The organism is Pseudomonas sp. FGI182 (assembly GCF_000511325.1).
In the GTDB taxonomy this organism is placed as follows: Bacteria; Pseudomonadota; Gammaproteobacteria; order Pseudomonadales; family Pseudomonadaceae; genus Aquipseudomonas; species Aquipseudomonas putida_Z.
In genome coordinates this window covers 4,196,238-4,212,738 of record NZ_CP007012.1, presented here as the reverse complement: position 1 = coordinate 4,212,738, position 16,501 = coordinate 4,196,238, and the positions used below count along the sequence as shown (strand labels likewise).

15 protein-coding genes are annotated in these 16,501 nt (G+C 60.9%); all 15 read left to right on the top strand.

Annotated features, from left to right (window positions below):
* Window positions 1-15: 15 nt before the first annotated feature.
* The 15 genes from flgE to C163_RS18475 all read left to right on the top strand — a co-directional run bounded on the left by flgE (window position 16) and on the right by C163_RS18475 (window position 16,374).
* Window positions 16-1,338: a flagellar hook protein FlgE gene (gene flgE / locus C163_RS18545; protein ID WP_025340099.1), complete on the top strand. Its 1,323-nt coding sequence runs from the start codon at window positions 16-18 to the stop codon at window positions 1,336-1,338.
* 295 nt (window positions 1,339-1,633) lie between these two features.
* Window positions 1,634-1,816, top strand: coding sequence for a hypothetical protein (locus C163_RS18540; RefSeq protein WP_025340098.1), 183 nt, complete (start codon window positions 1,634-1,636; stop codon window positions 1,814-1,816).
* A gap of 160 nt (window positions 1,817-1,976) precedes the next feature.
* On the top strand, window positions 1,977-2,717 hold the full coding sequence (gene flgF, locus C163_RS18535; RefSeq protein WP_025340097.1) for a flagellar basal-body rod protein FlgF: 741 nt from the start codon (window positions 1,977-1,979) through the stop codon (window positions 2,715-2,717).
* Window positions 2,718-2,764: 47 nt separating this feature from the next.
* The gene (gene flgG / locus C163_RS18530; RefSeq protein ID WP_013973621.1) at window positions 2,765-3,550 is read left to right on the top strand and encodes a flagellar basal-body rod protein FlgG; all 786 of its coding nucleotides are present in this window, start codon (window positions 2,765-2,767) and stop codon (window positions 3,548-3,550) included.
* Between the two features lie 50 nt (window positions 3,551-3,600).
* On the top strand, window positions 3,601-4,296 hold the full coding sequence (gene flgH / locus C163_RS18525) for a flagellar basal body L-ring protein FlgH (protein ID WP_015271238.1): 696 nt from the start codon (window positions 3,601-3,603) through the stop codon (window positions 4,294-4,296).
* A gap of 12 nt (window positions 4,297-4,308) precedes the next feature.
* Window positions 4,309-5,418 carry a flagellar basal body P-ring protein FlgI gene (locus tag C163_RS18520; protein ID WP_015271237.1) on the top strand — a complete coding sequence of 370 codons (1,110 nt, stop codon included), beginning with the start codon at window positions 4,309-4,311 and terminating at the stop codon, window positions 5,416-5,418.
* Between the two features lie 11 nt (window positions 5,419-5,429).
* Window positions 5,430-6,584: a flagellar assembly peptidoglycan hydrolase FlgJ gene (gene flgJ, locus C163_RS18515; protein ID WP_025340096.1), complete on the top strand. Its 1,155-nt coding sequence runs from the start codon at window positions 5,430-5,432 to the stop codon at window positions 6,582-6,584.
* Window positions 6,585-6,596: 12 nt separating this feature from the next.
* Window positions 6,597-8,639 carry a flagellar hook-associated protein FlgK gene (gene flgK / locus C163_RS18510; RefSeq protein WP_025340095.1) on the top strand — a complete coding sequence of 681 codons (2,043 nt, stop codon included), beginning with the start codon at window positions 6,597-6,599 and terminating at the stop codon, window positions 8,637-8,639.
* Window positions 8,640-8,652: 13 nt separating this feature from the next.
* Entirely contained in the window at window positions 8,653-10,218 is a 1,566-nt protein-coding gene (locus C163_RS18505; protein WP_025340094.1) for a flagellar hook-associated protein 3, read from the top strand.
* A gap of 494 nt (window positions 10,219-10,712) precedes the next feature.
* Window positions 10,713-11,642 (top strand): ketoacyl-ACP synthase III, encoded by a 930-nt coding sequence (locus C163_RS18500; RefSeq protein WP_025340093.1) that lies wholly within the window; start codon window positions 10,713-10,715, stop codon window positions 11,640-11,642.
* Window positions 11,643-12,019: 377 nt separating this feature from the next.
* Complete coding sequence (locus C163_RS18495) at window positions 12,020-13,723, top strand: flagellin (RefSeq protein WP_025340092.1); 1,704 nt, start codon at window positions 12,020-12,022, stop codon at window positions 13,721-13,723.
* 76 nt (window positions 13,724-13,799) lie between these two features.
* Complete coding sequence (locus tag C163_RS18490) at window positions 13,800-14,150, top strand: flagellar protein FlaG (RefSeq protein ID WP_025340091.1); 351 nt, start codon at window positions 13,800-13,802, stop codon at window positions 14,148-14,150.
* 78 nt (window positions 14,151-14,228) lie between these two features.
* Window positions 14,229-15,584, top strand: a complete 1,356-nt coding sequence (fliD, locus tag C163_RS18485) for a flagellar filament capping protein FliD (RefSeq protein ID WP_025340090.1) — start codon at window positions 14,229-14,231, stop codon at window positions 15,582-15,584.
* Between the two features lie 82 nt (window positions 15,585-15,666).
* Window positions 15,667-16,062 carry a flagellar export chaperone FliS gene (gene fliS, locus C163_RS18480; protein WP_025340089.1) on the top strand — a complete coding sequence of 132 codons (396 nt, stop codon included), beginning with the start codon at window positions 15,667-15,669 and terminating at the stop codon, window positions 16,060-16,062.
* An 18-nt stretch (window positions 16,063-16,080) separates the two neighbouring features.
* The gene (locus C163_RS18475) at window positions 16,081-16,374 is read left to right on the top strand and encodes a hypothetical protein (RefSeq protein ID WP_023661008.1); all 294 of its coding nucleotides are present in this window, start codon (window positions 16,081-16,083) and stop codon (window positions 16,372-16,374) included.
* Window positions 16,375-16,501 lie beyond the last annotated feature (127 nt).

Here is a 16,501-nt window from a genome sequence, read left to right as displayed (position 1 = left end):
CGACAGGAGTTACACATGTCTTTCAATATCGGCCTTAGCGGCCTCTATGCAGCAAACAAGGCCCTGAACGTTACCGGCAACAACATTGCCAACGTTGCCACCACTGGCTTCAAGTCGTCGCGTGCAGAATTCGCCGACCAGTACTCCAACTCCATTCGCGGCACCAGTGCCGGCAAGAACGTGGTAGGCACTGGTGTGAAGACTGCTGCGGTGTCGCAGATGTTCTCCCCGGGCAATATCAACGGCACCGGCCAGGCCTTGGACATGGCCATCGATGGCAACGGCTTCTTCGTGATGAGCGACAACGGTTCGAAGATCTACACCCGTGCCGGTGCGTTCTACAGCGACAAGGACGGTTACGTGGTCAACTCCTCGGGCGCCAACCTGCAAGGTTATGCCGTGGACGCCAATGGCAAGATCATCCAGGGCGTGTTGACCAACCTGCAGATCGACACCTCGAACCTGACGCCCAATCCGACCGGAAAAATCTCCGAGAACGTCAACCTGAACTCCAGTGCCACCGCACCGGCCGTGACGCCGTTCGATCCCGCCAATACCGGCAGCTACAACTACACGTTCAACACCGACGTGTACGACAGCCAGGGTAATGCGCACCAGTTGAACCAGTACTTCGTCAAGGATGCCAGCAGCAACTCCTGGACCATGTACACCACCATCGATGGGCGCAACCCGGCCGACCCGACCTCGACCACGCCTCTGTCCAACAAGCTGCCGTTCAAGTCTGACGGCACCCTGGACACTGCGGCCATGACCGCAGGCCCGGTAGCCGGTGGCATGACCATCGCTGCCGACAAGACCTTCACCCTGGGCAACTGGATCCCGGCGCAGAAGAACGCTGCCGGCGTATGGAGCCCGAACGGCGCCACTGCCAACCTGGCCGGGGTGAACCTGGACATGCTCGGCACCACTCAGTACAACGCGGCAAGCGCCACCACCGCCAAGAGCCAGGACGGCTTCGCTACCGGTGAGCTGTCGGGCCTGACCATCGACCAAAGCGGCAACATGTTCGCCAACTTCACCAACGGCCAGGACAAGATCATCGGCCAGGTGGCCATCGCCAACTTCGCCAACCTGCAGGGCCTGACCCCGATTGGCGGTACCAGCTGGAAAGAGTCTTACGCCTCGGGCGTGCCGGTGATCGGCGCCCCGGACACCGGTACCCTGGGCCAGATCACCGGCGGTGCGCTGGAAGATTCCAACGTCGACCTGACCGGCGAGCTGGTCAACCTGATCAAGGCGCAGAGCAACTACCAGGCCAACGCCAAGACCATCTCCACCGAAAGCACCATCATGCAGACCATCATCCAGATGACCTGATGGTTGTTTGATGGTGTGGTGTTTTCTGTAATCGGGGCTGCTTTGCAGCCCATCGCAGGCAAGCCAGCTCTCATAGAACAACACATGGCTCATTGGTTCGGCGAGGTTCTGTAGGAGCAGCCTTGTGCTGCGAAGAGGCCGGTACTGACAAAGCCTGTCTGTTGCTTGTACCGGCCTCTTCGCAGCACAAGGCTGCTCCTACAAAGGGCGCGTCAGACGAGCGATATTTGTTCTCTGCGCTGACTTGCCTGCGATGGGCCCAAAGGCGGCCCTGAAATCTTGAAGGTTCACGCTCATGAAACGGCTAATGCTCACAGCCCTGCTGGCCATGGCCCTGCCGCTCGCGGCCGCTCCCGCCCCGTTCTACCAATGGCAAAGCCTGGCCACCGGTCGCTACATGTGCTCGGCCAGCAGCCCGGGCGAGGGCTGGGTGCGCCATTCCGGCCCCTACAACAACGCCGCTTGCCGCACCTTCTGAGCAAACCCTTGCCGCAGGCGGCAAACATCCGCCGACAAACTGACGTTTTATGCCCGTCACCACGCTGAAACCCCCGTAAACAAGGGCTTTCAGACTTGGTTCGATTATTGCTTTGAACCTGCCCAGTGACAGCGCGGCAGCTACGCGCAGAGGAGATGCTGTGGACAAACTGCTTTATGTGGCCATGACCGGCGCCAGCCAGAACGCGCTTGCGCAGAAGGCCCACGCCAACAACCTGGCGAACATTTCCACCAACGGTTTTCAGCGTGACCTGGAGCAGGCACGTTCGATGCCCGTGTTCGGCGACAGCTTTCCGTCGCGCGCCTTTGCCATGACCGAGCGCCCGGCCACCGACTTCAGTGAGGGCCCGATGGTCGAGACCGGCCGCGACCTGGATGTGGCGGTGACCGGCAAAGGCTTCATTGCCGTGCAGGCGCCCGATGGCAGCGAAGCCTACGTGCGTACCGGCAGCCTGAACATCGACGCTCTTGGCGTACTGCGTGCCGGCAACGGCATGCCGGTAATCGGCAACGGCGGCCCGATCGCCATTCCGCCGGAGCAGAAGGTGGAAGTGGGCGCCGACGGCACCATCAGCATTCGCTCCATGGGTGAAGACCCGCGGGTGATGGCCGAGGTCGACCGCATCAAGCTGGTCAACCCGGACACCAAAGGCATGACCAAGGGGCTGGATGGGTTGATCCATACCCGCGACGGCCAGCCGGCCGACGCCGACGTCAACGTGCGGGTGGTGTCGGGCTTCCTGGAAGGCAGCAACGTCAATGCCGTCGAGGAAATGACCTCGGTGCTGGCGCTGTCCCGTCAGTTCGAGCTGCACGTCAAGATGATGAACACGGCCAAGGAAGGCGATGAAGCCATGGCTCGGGTTTTGCAAATCGGCTAATCACTTTTGAACGGGTGCCGTAAAACAGGCGCACGAGGAGAATCAACATGCTTCCGGCTCTTTGGGTCGCTAAAACCGGCCTGTCCGCCCAGGACACCAACCTGACGGTCATTTCCAACAACCTGGCCAACGTCTCGACCACCGGTTTCAAACGTGACCGCGCCGAGTTCCAGGACCTGCTGTACCAGATCCGCCGTCAGCCCGGCGCCCAGTCGACCCAGGACAGCGAACTGCCCTCGGGCCTGCAGGTCGGTACCGGTGTGCGTATCGTCGGCACCCAGAAAAGCTTCGTCGCCGGCAGCCTGCAGACCACCGAAAACCCGCTGGACATGGCGGTCAACGGCCGTGGCTTCTTCCAGATCCTGCAGCCGGACGGCACGGTTTCGTACACCCGTGACGGTACCTTCCACCTGAACTCCGACGGCCAGATCGTCACCGCCAACGGTTACGCGCTGGAGCCTGCCATCGTCGTGCCGAACGACGCGCAGACCTTCACCGTTGGCCAGGACGGCACCGTGTCGATCACCACCGCCGGCAACCCGGCTGCGCAGGTGATCGGCAACATCCAGACCGCCGACTTCATCAACCCGGCCGGCCTGCAGGCGATTGGCGACAACCTGTTCCTCGAAACCGCCGCCAGTGGCGCGCCGCAAGTCGGCACCCCGGGCCTGAACGGTTTCGGCACCACCCTGCAGCAGACCCTGGAAAACTCCAACGTCAGCACCGTGGAAGAGCTGGTGAACATGATCACCACCCAGCGTGCCTACGAGATGAACTCCAAGGTCATTTCCACCGCTGACCAGATGCTGTCGTTCGTTACTCAACAGCTCTGAAGCAGGCAGCTCTAACCCCGTCACTCCGTTGCACCCGTGAGGTAAGCGTCATGAATCGTCTGTTGTCCGTTTTCGCCCTGGGGGGGGCGGTGTTGCTGGCAGGTTGCGTCGCGCCGACGCCCAAGCCCAACGACCCGTACTACGCGCCGGTACTGCCGCGCACCCCGTTGCCGGCAGCGGCCAACAACGGTTCGATCTACCAGGCCGGCTTCGAGCAGAACCTGTACAGCGACCGCAAGGCGTTCCGGGTGGGTGACATCATCACCATCACCCTCAACGAGCGCACATCGGCCAGCAAGAACGCCGGCTCGCAGATCCAGAAAAACAGCAACGCCAACATCGGCCTGACATCGTTGTTCGGCACTACGCCGAACACCAACAACCCGTTCGGCAGCGGTGACCTGTCGCTGGAGGCCGGCTACAGCGGCGAGCGCGCCACCAAGGGCGACAGCAAGGCCACTCAGGGCAACACCCTGACCGGTTCCATCACCGTGACCGTGGCCGAAGTGCTGCCCAACGGCATCATCGCCGTGCGCGGCGAGAAGTGGCTGACCCTGAACACCGGCGAAGAGCTGGTGCGCATTGCCGGCATGATCCGCGCCGACGACATCGCCACCGACAACACCGTGCCGTCCACTCGCGTGGCCGACGCGCGCATCACCTATTCCGGTACCGGCTCGTTCGCCGATGCCAGCCAGCCCGGGTGGCTGGACCGCTTCTTCATCAGCCCGCTTTGGCCTTTCTGAGTACGGATGACCATGTTCAACGTGAGGCAGCTGATTGCCGCAACCCTGCTCCTGTCCTGTGCCTTCGGCGCTCAGGCCGAGCGCCTGAAGGACATCGCCAGCATTTCTGGCGTGCGCTCCAACCAGCTGATCGGTTACGGCCTGGTGGTGGGGCTCAATGGCACGGGTGACCAGACCACCCAGACGCCGTTCACCCTGCAGACCTTCAACAACATGCTGTCGCAGTTCGGCATCAAGGTGCCGGCCGGCTCCGGCAACGTGCAGTTGAAAAACGTTGCGGCAGTGTCGGTGCATGCCGACCTGCCGGCGTTCGCCAAGCCAGGCCAGGTGGTGGACATTACCGTGTCCTCGATCGGCAACTCCAAGAGCCTGCGCGGCGGCAGCCTGCTGATGACCCCGCTCAAGGGTATCGATGGCAACGTCTATGCCGTGGCCCAGGGTAACCTGGTGGTGGGCGGCTTCGATGCCGAGGGTCGTGACGGTTCCAAGATTACCGTCAACGTTCCGTCGGCCGGTCGTATCCCTGGCGGTGCTACCGTCGAGCGTGCGGTGCCGAGCGGCTTCAACCAAGGCAACAGCCTGACCCTGAACCTCAACCGCCCCGACTTCACTACCGCCAAACGCATCGTCGACAAGGTCAACGACCTGCTCGGCCCAGGCGTGGCTCAGGCCGTGGACGGCGGTTCGGTGCGGGTCACTGCGCCGATGGACCCGAGCCAGCGCGTGGACTACCTGTCGATCCTCGAGAACCTCGAGATCGACCCGGGCCAGGCAGTCGCCAAGGTCATCATCAACTCGCGTACCGGCACCATCGTCATCGGCCAGAACGTCAAGGTGTCGCCGGCCGCAGTGACCCACGGCAGCCTGACCGTGACCATTACCGAAGACCCGATCGTCAGCCAGCCGGGGCCGTTCTCCAATGGTCAGACCGCCGTGGTGCCGCGCTCGCGGGTGAACGCCGAGCAGGAAGCCAAGCCGATGTTCAAGTTCGGCCCGGGCACCACGCTGGATGAAATCGTCCGTGCGGTGAACCAGGTGGGCGCAGCGCCCAGCGACCTGATGGCCATTCTCGAAGCCCTGAAACAGGCCGGCGCCTTGCAGGCCGACCTGATTGTGATCTGAGGACGGCGCGGATGAACAGCAAAAGCCTGGTTTCCGGCAGCGTCGACAGCGGCGCCTACACCGACCTCAACCGCCTCAGCTCGCTGAAGGTTGGCGACCGCGACAGCGAAGCCAACGTGCGCAAGGTGGCACAGGAGTTCGAGTCGCTGTTTATCAGCGAAATGCTCAAGGCCTCGCGCAAGGCCAGTGACGTGCTGGCCGACGACAACCCGATGAACACCGAAACGGTGAAACAGTACCGCGACATGTACGACCAGCAGCTGGCCGTGAGCATGTCCCGCGAAGGTGGGGGTATCGGCCTGCAGGACGTGCTGGTGCGCCAGCTGACCAAGGGCCGCAGTGCGTCCATCAACACCAGCCCGTTCCCACGGGCCGAGGCCGGTGGCCCGGCATTGTGGGGCAGCAAGGTGGCGGAGCCGGTGCATGCCGCTGATTCGGCGTCTGGCCGCAACGATGTTGCCGCGCTCAATGCGCGACGATTGGCGCTGCCGAGCAAGCTCACCGACCGCCTGCTGGCTGGTATCGTGCCGTCGGCGGCGACTACCAATAGCGCTGCCGTACCGGCCCGTGACGACCAGCAAGTGGCCAAGGCCTTCGCCGTGCCGGACAACGGCCTGCGCATACTTGGCCGCGCCGTGGCCCAACCGCCACTGGCCCCGAACAAGGCCTTTGCCGACAGTGACGAATTCGTCGCCACCATGCTGCCGATGGCCGAGCAGGCTGCCAAACGCATTGGTATCGACCCGCGCTACCTGGTGGCCCAGGCCGCCCTGGAAACCGGCTGGGGCAAATCGGTAATGCGCAATACCGATGGCAGCAGCAGCCACAACCTGTTCGGCATCAAGGCCACCGGCAACTGGCAGGGCGAGCAGGCGCGGGCGATCACCAGCGAGTTCCGTGACGGCCAGTTCGTCAAGGAAACGGCGGCATTCCGCAGCTACGACTCGTATCAGGACAGCTTCCACGACCTGGTAAGCCTGTTGCAGAGCAATTCCCGCTATCAAGATGCCCTGGATTCGGCCGATAACCCTGAGCAGTTTGCAAGAGAGCTGCAAAAGGCAGGTTATGCGACCGACCCGGGCTATGCGAAAAAAATCATCAGCATCGCCCGGCAAATGCAAGCAACCCCGCAATACGCCATGGCTGGCAGAACCACGAATCTATAAAAGGACTAAATCATGTCGAGCCTGATTTCCATCGGCCTGAGTGGCCTGAGTGCCAGCCAGGCGGCATTGTCGGTAACCAGTAACAACATCGCCAACGCCGCTACCAGTGGCTATTCGCGGCAGCAGACGATCCAGGCGGCGGGGCCTTCGCACAACATCGGCGCAGGGTTCCTCGGTACTGGGACCACCCTGGCGGATGTGCGCCGTATCTACAGCTCGTACCTGGACAACCAGCTGCAGACGGCTACCTCGTTGCAGGCAGACGCAGTTGCCTTTCAGGACCAGATCACCAGCGTCGATAAGCTGCTGGCCGACCGTGACACCGGCATCAGCTCGGTTCTAACCGCATTCTTCTCGGCGCTGCAGACCGCAGCGGCCAAGCCTGGTGACGTCGCCTCGCGCCAGCTGCTGCTGACTCAGGCGCAAACCCTGAGCAACCGTTTCAACGCGGTAAGCAGCCAGCTGACCCAGCAGAACGCCACGATCAACACCCAGCTCGACACCATGGCCGGCCAGGTCAACAAGCTGACCGCCAGCATTGCCGAGTACAACAAGCAGATCGCTGCCGCCAGCGGCACGGGCAGCACTCCCAACAGCCTGCTGGATGCACGCAGCGAAGCAGTGCGCCAGCTCAACGACCTGGTCGGCGTGACCGTGCAGGAGCGTGACGGCAACTATGACGTGTACCTGGGCAGTGGCCAGTCGCTTGTCACCGGTAACAAGGCCAACACGCTGTCGGTCGAGCCTGGTGTTGCCGACAAGAGCCAAGCCAGCCTGCGCATCAACTACGATTCTTTCAGCTCGGACGTGACCTCGGTGGTGAGCGGTGGCGCGATCGGCGGCCTGTTGCGCTATCGCCAGGACGTCCTGATGCCGTCGATGAACGAGTTGGGCCGCGTTGCCCTGGTGGTCGCCGACAGCATCAACAGCCAACTGGGCCAGGGCCTGGATGCCAACGGCCAGTTCGGCAGCTCGCTGTTCTCCAGCATCAACAGCGCCACTGCCATTGCCCAGCGCAGCCTGGCCTCGTCGAACAACAGCTCCGGCTCTGGCAACCTCAACGTGACCATTGCCGACAGTGGCAAGCTGACCACCTACGACTACGAGGTGAAGTTCACCAGCGCCAACCAGTACAGCGTGCGTCGCTCGGACGGTACCGACATGGGCACCTTCGACCTCAGCGCCGACCCGGCACCGGTGATCGATGGCTTCAGCCTGTCGCTGAATGGCGGCGGCCTGGCGGCAGGGGACAGCTTCAAGGTGATCCCCACCCGTGCGGCAGCCGGCAGCATCACCACCACCCTCACCGATGCCAACAAGCTGGCCTTCGCCGGGCCGATCAGTGCCACGGCGGGCAGCGGCAACAGCGGCACCGGCACCATCACCCAGCCAACGCTGGGCGAATCGCTGGACATCTATGGCGGTGCCGATACCGCGCTGGTGCAGCAGGCGATACGGGATTCGATGCCGGTACGCGTGGTGTTCGACGCCGCCAGCGGGGGTTCGCAAGGCTACAAGCTTTACGATGCCAAGGGGACCCAGATTGGTACCGGCAGCGTGGTGCCAGGGCAGGACAACAAGCTGTCGATCGCCGTGCCGATGCGTGATGCGTCCGGTAACCCGATTCTCGATGGCAGCGGCAATCCGCGTACCTTTGCCGTCGAAACCACCATTGGCGGCAGCCCGGCTACCAACGACAGCTTCACCCTGTCGTTCAATGCCGACGGCAAGGCCGACAACCGCAACGCCAACGCACTGCTGGACCTGCAGACCAAGTCGACCGTGGGCACCAACTCCGGCACCGGCACCAGCTTCACCTCGGCCTACGCCTCGCTGGTCGAGCGGGTAGGGGCCAAGGCCAGCCAGGCCGCCATCGATACCACGGCGACCCAAGCGGTGTTCAAGTCCGCCGCCGAAAGCAGAAGTGCGGTGTCGGGCGTCAACCTCGATGACGAGGCGGCCAGCCTGGTGAAGTTCCAGCACTACTACACGGCGTCGTCGCAGATCATCAAGGCGGCGCAAGAAACCTTCAGCACCCTGATCAACGCCTTGTAAGGAGTAGACTACCGTGCGCATTTCCACTGCTCAGTTCTACGAGACCAGCGCCACCAGCTACTCGCAGAACTACTCCAACCTGGCCAAGATCACCGAACAGGTTACCTCCAAGTCTCGCATCCAGTCGGCCGGCGACGACCCGGTCGGCGCTGCGCGCCTGCTGGTGTTGCAGCAACAGAGCGCCTTGCTGGACCAGTACAGCGGCAACATGACCACGGTCAAGAACGCCCTGCTGCAGGAAGAGAGCGTGCTGTCGACCATCAACGATGCCCTGCAGCGCGCCAGCGAGCTGGCGCTTCAGGCCGGCAACGGTGGCCTGAGCGATGCCGACCGTACCTCGATTGCCAGTGAGATCAAGGAAATCGAAGCCAACGTCTTCGGTCTGCTGAACTCGCGCGACGCCAACGGCGACTACATGTTCGGCGGCTCCAAGTCGTCGACTCCACCCTATGTGCGCAACGCCGACGGCACCTACAGCTACCAGGGCGACCAGACCCAGCTGAGCCTGCAGGTGTCCGACACCCTGCGCCTGGCGACCAACGACACCGGCTACAGCATTTTCGACCAGGCCACCAACAACAGCCGCACCCAGTCGAACCTGGTGGCACCGTCGCCGGATGATGGCAAGGTGCTGCTCTCTGGCGGCCTGCTGACGTCGGCCACCACCTACAGCAACCAGTTTGCTGCTGGCCAGCCTTATACCGTCACATTCACCAGTGCCACCGAGTACAGCGTGAAGGACGCAGCCGGCAACGACATCACCACCGAAACGGCGGGCAAGGGCAAGTTCGACGTCAACGCCGAAGGCGGCAAGATGATTTCGCTGCGGGGTGTCGACTTCGAAATCAACCTGAACCTGGCAGAGGGCGATGATGCCGACGCCGTGGTGGCTGGCCACGTTTTCACCCTCGAAGCCAAGCCAGACACCTTGACTGCCACCCGCAGCGCTGGCAACCCATCGACTGCGCAGGTGACCGGTACCAGCATCACCGACCCTGATGCCTACCGCAGCACCTTCCCCAGCAACGGTGCGGTGATCCGCTTCACCAGTGATACGGAGTATTCGCTGTATGCGCAGCCGTACACTGCCGATAGCAAGCCGATTGCTACCGGTACGGTAGGGGCGGGCAATGCGGTCACGGTGGCCGGCGTTACCTACCAGTTCGACAGTGCACCGGAACAGGGTGACCAGTTCTCGGTCAATGCCAATACCCACCGTTCGCAAAACGTGCTGGACACCCTGGGCCAGCTGCGCAGTGCCCTGGAAAAGCCCCTGGACTCACCAGAGGCGCAGGCTGCGCTGAAAACTGCCACCGACTCGGCGATCTCCAACCTGGCCAGTGCCCGTGACCGCATCGACATTACCCGTGGCTCCATCGGTGCGCGGGCCAACTCGCTGGAAATTCAGGCACAGGAGAACGAAAGCCTGGGCTTGGCCAACAAAAGCACGCAAAGTGCCATTGGTGACACCGACATGGCCTCGGCGACCATCCAGCTGACCCTGCAGCAAGCCATGCTCGAAGCCTCGCAGCTGGCCTTTGCGCGCATTTCGCAGCTGAGCCTCTTCGACAAGATCTGATCGGTCACCTGGCAGGCTGGAGCGCTCGCCCTGGTGGGCGCTGCTGCCCTGCTCAATTTCTGGAAGCTGGCGCGATCCCTGTGGGAGCGGGTTTACCCGCGAACACCGGCGCAGCCGGTGCCATCCACCGCGTCGCCTGCTTCGCGGGTGAACCCGCTCCCACAGGTGTCGAGCAGGTTTCAGGATCCCACTTACCTGTGGGATGCTTTTTGCCGATTTACGCGACAGAAGGCCTACCCCGCAGGTGTTGTATCCGCCCGGTCACTCCCGAATTCCACAGTCCCCACACCTTCCGCACGGCTTTCGTAGCATTTCAATGTGACCAATGAGTCAAAACGGTCATCTTCCCTGTATTCTATGCAACAGCTGTTGCAGCATTTTGTTACCGGTGCGCAGGCGAGCACTGCCTTCAACCCCCAGCGGTGACGCTCCGGTATTTGGCGCCCTCAATTCATCGAGTGGTGGTCTTTGGCTGTTTTCATTGGGAAGCCAGAATGATTGGCATCAAAAGCATCGCGAGTTACGTGCCCACCGCTGGTCTGGACAACTACGTCCAGGGTGCGAAGTTCGGCAAGGACGAAGAGTTCATGTTCGGCAAGATCGGCGCCTCGTTCCTGCCGCGCAAGGCCGCCGAGCAGGAAACCTCCGACCTGTGCGTGGAAGCCGCCCAGGCGCTGTTCGCCAGCAATCCCGACCTCGACCCGCAATCGATCGATGCGCTGATCGTGGTCACCCAGAACGGTGACGAAGAAGGCCTGCCTCACACCGCCGCCATCGTCCAGAGCAAGCTCGGCCTGTCCACCCGCGTGGCGGCGTTCGACGTGTCGCTGGGCTGCTCGGGCTACGTGTACGGCTTGTACGCCATCAAGGGCTTCATGGAAGCGGCAGGGCTCAAGAACGGCCTGCTGATCACCGCCGACCCGTATTCGAAGATCGTCGACCCGGAAGACCGCAACACCACCATGTTGTTCGGTGATGCCGCCACGGCCACCTGGATGGGTGAAAACGCGGTCTGGAACCTGGGCCAGGCGCGCTTCGGTACCGACGGTTCCGGTGCCGAGCACCTCAAGGTGAGTGACGGCAAGTTCTTCATGAACGGCCGCCAGGTGTTCAACTTCGCCCTGGTCAAGGTGCCGGCGCATCTGCACGAGCTGCTGGATGCCAGCGGCCTGAAGTCTTCGGATATCGATGCCTTCTGCATCCACCAGGGCAGTGCGGCGATTGTCGATGCCGTGGCCCGGCGTTTCGAAGAGGACCATCCGGAAAAGTTCGTCAAGGACATGCTGGAAACCGGCAACACCGTGTCGTCCAGCGTGCCGCTGCTGCTGCAGAAGCACATGCTCGACGGCAGCTGGAAGCGCGTGGCGATCAGCGGCTTTGGCGTGGGCCTGTCGTGGGGTTCGGCCATCCTGTACCGCGACTGATCCCCCAGCAGTCCAAAAAAAGCGCCCGGCGGCCACCGCCCGGCGCTTTTTTCATACCTGAAAAAATGTCTGGCCTCACTTCAGGCTCTGTGGGGTAACTGTCCAGCTCAAAAACCTGAAAGCCTGCGCCACTCCCTGTGGGAGCGGTGGTGCTACTGGGGTATGGCATTTAGCCTGCTCTTACACGGTTTTTGACGCCAATAAACCGCCCCTAACCCCTTGATTTCTCAGGGCTGGCCCCATGCCAGCATTTTTTTTTCAAAAACGCCCTCAAGCAACCCGCGCACCCGACGATAACTATTACGAAGGTTCTCTAGGCCACACCCGGCTGTCGCCAGGGCCGGAAGCCGCAGTATCCATACAACGAGGAATTCGTCATGGCTTTGACCGTTAACACCAACATCACCTCCTTGGGCGTTCAGAAGAACCTGAACCGTGCTTCCGACGCGCTGGGTACCTCGATGTCCCGCCTGTCCTCTGGCCTGAAAATCAACAGCGCCAAAGACGACGCCGCTGGCCTGCAGATCGCCAACCGTCTGACCAGCCAGATCAAAGGCCTGAGCGTTGCCGTGAAGAACGCCAACGACGGCATCTCCATCGCCCAGACCGCTGAAGGCGCGATGCAGGAATCGACCAGCATTCTGCAGCGTATGCGCGAACTGGCCCTGCAGTCGGCTAACGGTTCGAACAGCGATGACGACCGTACTTCCCTGCAGCAGGAATTCACTGCTCTGACCGGCGAACTGACTCGTATCGCCAACACCACCACCTTCGGTGGCCGTAACATTCTGGACGGTTCGTTCCAGAACGTTGGCTTCCAGATTGGTTCCAGCGCCAACGAAACCATTTCGTTCGGTATGACCGACATCAGCGCTACTGGCCTGAAAGGTTCGTTCAGCGAAGCTAAAACTGATGGTCTTGCTACGGACCTTTCGGCTGTAGTAACTGGTGCTGTTGCCCCTGCCGCCACTAACTATTCGGCTGCAGCGGTGACCTTCACCGCACCAGCAGCTGGTGAAACTGTAGCGCTGACTCTTAACGGTGCTGCAACTCCGATCACTCTCGACGAAAACGACGACACCGCTAGTGTAATTGGCAAAATCAATGCTCAAACTGGCACCACTGGTGTAAGCGCTGCTGACGATGGTACCGGCAAAATCGTAATGAGCTCGGCTTCCACCTTTACTGCAACCGCAGTTGGTAGCGTGACTCCGGCCGCAACTGGTGGTTTTGCTGCGAACGCGACTGTCACCCAGGGTACCGGCTTCCCTGCTGACATTTCTTTCAATATCAATGGCACTAACATCGGCGCGACCGCTGGCCAAGATATGGATGACGTTCTCGCCGCCATCAATAACGAAACCACCAATACTGGCGTCTCCGCTACCTTGAGCAGCGAAGGCCGCCTGCAGCTGAGTTCCATCGATGGCAAAGCCATCAATCTCACTAATGGCACAGGTACTGCTGGTCAAGGCGCATTGGCCAAAGTGGGTTTGTCCGCTGGTACCACCGAGGCTAAGCTGACTGCGGATACCTCCATTTCTCTGAACGGTACTGAAGTTAAGTTCAAGAAGGGCGACACTCTGGACGCTATTATTACGTCCATCAACACCGCGAGCACTGGCGTAACCGCCAGCAAGAACGCTGACAACACCCTGAAGCTCTTCTCCGACAAGGACATCACTGTCGCTGACGGTAGCCAAGGTACTGGTCTGGCCGCTCTGGGGCTGGCTACTACTAACAGCACCACTGCAATCACTCAGGAAACCACTGTTTCCAACCTGAGCATCACTTCTGCTGATAACTCGCAGAAAGCGATCCAGGCTCTGGACGCTGCCATCGCCCAGATCGACAGCCAGCGCGCCCAGCTGGGTGCCGTTCAAAACCGCTTCGACAGCACCGTAGCCAACCTGAACAGCATCTCGGAAAACTCCACCGCTGCCCGCAGCCGTGTACAGGACGCCGACTTCGCTTCGGAAACCGCCGAGCTGACCAAGCAGCAAACCCTGCAACAGGCTTCCACCGCGATCCTGTCCCAGGCCAACCAGCTGCCGTCGTCGGTACTGAAACTGCTGGGCTAATACCAAAAGCTGAGTAGTTTGACGAAGGGTACGGTGACGTACCCTTTCGTCTTTCCAGTAAAAAGAGGTGTAAGACATGGATATGAGCGTGAAACTGGGCCTGTCCTATCCCGCCTCCGCTGCGCACGACACTACGACGAGCAAGCGGCAAGCAAGCGACCCGGCAGCCAACGAGCCGGTCGACAAAGATTCCAAGCCTGCAGCCGGGCAAGACCTGGAAAGCGCCGTCAGCGCCATCCAGGACTTCGTCAAGGCTTCAGAGCGACAACTCGACTTTTCGATCGATGACTCCACCGGTCAGGTGGTGGTCAAGGTCATAGCCCGCCAAAGCGGCGAAGTCATCCGTCAGCTGCCCTCCGAAGTAGCGCTGAAACTGGCGGAAAACCTGAGGGATGCCAATAGCCTGTTGTTTGATACTCAGGCCTGATTGGCACGGCTTTTGTTGTAAAGCCGCACGGACGCGTTTTCGTCGGATTTTCGACGGTCACCGAAATGGAGAGTGAAGATGGCGAGTTCAACTATTACCGGCCTGGGTTCGGGTCTTAAGATCGATGAGATCGTGGCGGCGTTGGCCAATGCCGAAAAGGCGCCAAAGCAGAAGCAGATCAACACCCAAACCACCACGGCTACTACCTCGCTGTCGGCCATCGGTACCATCAAAAGTGCACTGGACACTTTCCGTGCCGCCATCACCAAGCTGAACACGGCTTCGAGTTTCTCTGGTTTGGCATCTTCATCGTCTGATGAAGCTATCGCCAAGATCAAGCTGGGGGATGGGGCTTCGTCGGGTAGCTACGCGCTGGAAGTTACCCAGTTGGCAACGGCTTCGAAAATTTCTACCCAGGTCTACGACAAAACGTCGACCATCGTTAACGATTCGGGTGAGTCGCAAACCCTGACCATCAGTCAGGGCAGCGCCACTCATAGCGTGACCATCGCCAACGGCGCGACCTTGCAACAGGCTCGCGACACGATCAATGGGCAGCTGCAGTCCAAGGGCATAACCGCGAACATCGTTACCGACGCCAGTGGTTCGCGGCTCATTTTTTCTTCGACCAAGATGGGCGAGGGCACCGAGTTGACACTGGGCGGCGACGCCAGCATGGCCACCGGCGTGACTACTATCGCCAAGCCGCAAAATGCCAAGTACACCCTTGATGGGCTGGAGCTGGAGTCCGCCTCTAATACTGTTACTGGCGCCGTCAGTGGTGTCGACATCACCTTGGTCAAGGAAGGTAAGGCCAGTCTTTCGGTTATCAGCAACAACGACACGCTAAAGAGTTCCGTGCAATCGTTCGTCACCGCTTACAACGCACTGATGACTGCCATCAATACCCAGACCAAGGTCACCACAGGCGCCGATGGCGCTGCCACAGGCTCTGCGGCGCTGACCGGTGATGCCACCATGCGTTCGCTGGTCAATGCAATGCGTAGCGAAATCAGTCGCAGTATGGGAAGTGGCGGCCTGCGTACTTTGTCGCAGCTCGGTATCAACACCGTGCAGAAGACCGGTTTGCTCGAGTTCAATGACACCAAGTGGGATAGTGCAGTCAAGAGTTACGGTGCTGACATTGGCAGCCTCTTTACTGGCAAGGATGGTCTGCTGAGCCGGATGACGAGCACCACGGAGGAGTACACCAAAACCGGTGGTATCCTCGCCTCGCGCCAGACCAGCCTGACCAACCAGCTTAAAGAGCTGGAGGAGGCGCAAACCGCACTGGACCGCCGTATCGAGTCGCTGACCGAAACCCTGACCAAGAAATACAACGCCATGGACACCATGGTTGCTCAGCTCAAGGCTACCAGTGACAGCGTCATGACCACGCTGAATGCACTGAACAAAGCCAACAGCGACGACTGACCGCACTAAAGAAAATCGGGGCAGGGCCGATGTAGTAAGTATGCGGCCCCTGTCCAGCAGCCCCGTTCACTGAGGATCCCCCATGCACCCGATGAGAGCCCTTCGCCAGTACCAGAAGGTCAATTCCCACGCCCAGATTTCCGAAGCCACTCCGCACCGCCTGGTGCAGATGTTGATGGAAGGCTCGCTCGATCGCATGGCCCAGGCCAAGGGTGCTATCGCGCGCGGCGACGTGGCGCAGAAGGGCCTGATGCTGGGCAAGGCCATCGACATCATCGGCGGCCTGCGTGAAGGCCTGGACAAGGAAAAGACCGACAACCCGGACGAACTGGACCGCCTGGACAGCCTGTACGACTACATGGCCCGTCGCCTGACCCAGGCCAACCTGCACAGTGACCCGGCAATGATCGATGAAGTCGCACAGCTGATGATCACTGTGAAAAGCGGCTGGGACGCCATCGCCACCGCCGAGCAATAACACCCTGAGGACACCCCTATGAGCGCGTTGCAGCAAATTGAAGATACCCGTCTGGCCCTGAGCCAGGCCCTGCAAGCGCGCGACTGGGCGGCCATTGGTGAGCTCGACCTGGCGTGTCGGGCGCTGATGGATGAAGTGCTGCAGGAAGGGCAGGGGGATGAAGCCGCAGTGCGGGCAAATCTGGAAGCGTTGATGGCGGTTTATCGTCAGCTAATCGACGTTGCAAGTGACGAGCGTCAATCCTTGGTCACACAAATGTCGAATATCAACCAAGCGAAACACGCCACAAAGGTATACCATCTGTTCAGCTGAAGCTGGCCAGAATGCAACGCTTCGGCGCCATAAATTTGACTGCCTTTAAGTTTTTGACTTTACTAGTGGCTGTTTTCGAATTTCAGACGTCCGAACACTGACCATTCAGTCGGAATGATGTCGAGCA

Excerpts from the sequence above, each read along its gene's own strand:
- flgH (WP_015271238.1), top strand. The coding sequence starts at position 3,601 with ATGAATCGTCTGTTGTCCGTTTTCGCCCTGGGGGGGGCGGTGTTGCTG.
- C163_RS18475 (WP_023661008.1), top strand. The coding sequence starts at position 16,081 with ATGAGCGCGTTGCAGCAAATTGAAGATACCCGTCTGGCCCTGAGCCAG.
- flgJ (WP_025340096.1), top strand. The coding sequence starts at position 5,430 with ATGAACAGCAAAAGCCTGGTTTCCGGCAGCGTCGACAGCGGCGCCTAC.
- flgG (WP_013973621.1), top strand. The coding sequence starts at position 2,765 with ATGCTTCCGGCTCTTTGGGTCGCTAAAACCGGCCTGTCCGCCCAGGAC.
- C163_RS18520 (WP_015271237.1), top strand. The coding sequence starts at position 4,309 with ATGTTCAACGTGAGGCAGCTGATTGCCGCAACCCTGCTCCTGTCCTGT.
- C163_RS18495 (WP_025340092.1), top strand. The coding sequence starts at position 12,020 with ATGGCTTTGACCGTTAACACCAACATCACCTCCTTGGGCGTTCAGAAG.
- fliS (WP_025340089.1), top strand. The coding sequence starts at position 15,667 with ATGCACCCGATGAGAGCCCTTCGCCAGTACCAGAAGGTCAATTCCCAC.
- C163_RS18540 (WP_025340098.1), top strand. The coding sequence starts at position 1,634 with ATGAAACGGCTAATGCTCACAGCCCTGCTGGCCATGGCCCTGCCGCTC.
- C163_RS18490 (WP_025340091.1), top strand. The coding sequence starts at position 13,800 with ATGGATATGAGCGTGAAACTGGGCCTGTCCTATCCCGCCTCCGCTGCG.
- C163_RS18500 (WP_025340093.1), top strand. The coding sequence starts at position 10,713 with ATGATTGGCATCAAAAGCATCGCGAGTTACGTGCCCACCGCTGGTCTG.
- flgE (WP_025340099.1), top strand. The coding sequence starts at position 16 with ATGTCTTTCAATATCGGCCTTAGCGGCCTCTATGCAGCAAACAAGGCC.
- flgK (WP_025340095.1), top strand. The coding sequence starts at position 6,597 with ATGTCGAGCCTGATTTCCATCGGCCTGAGTGGCCTGAGTGCCAGCCAG.
- fliD (WP_025340090.1), top strand. The coding sequence starts at position 14,229 with ATGGCGAGTTCAACTATTACCGGCCTGGGTTCGGGTCTTAAGATCGAT.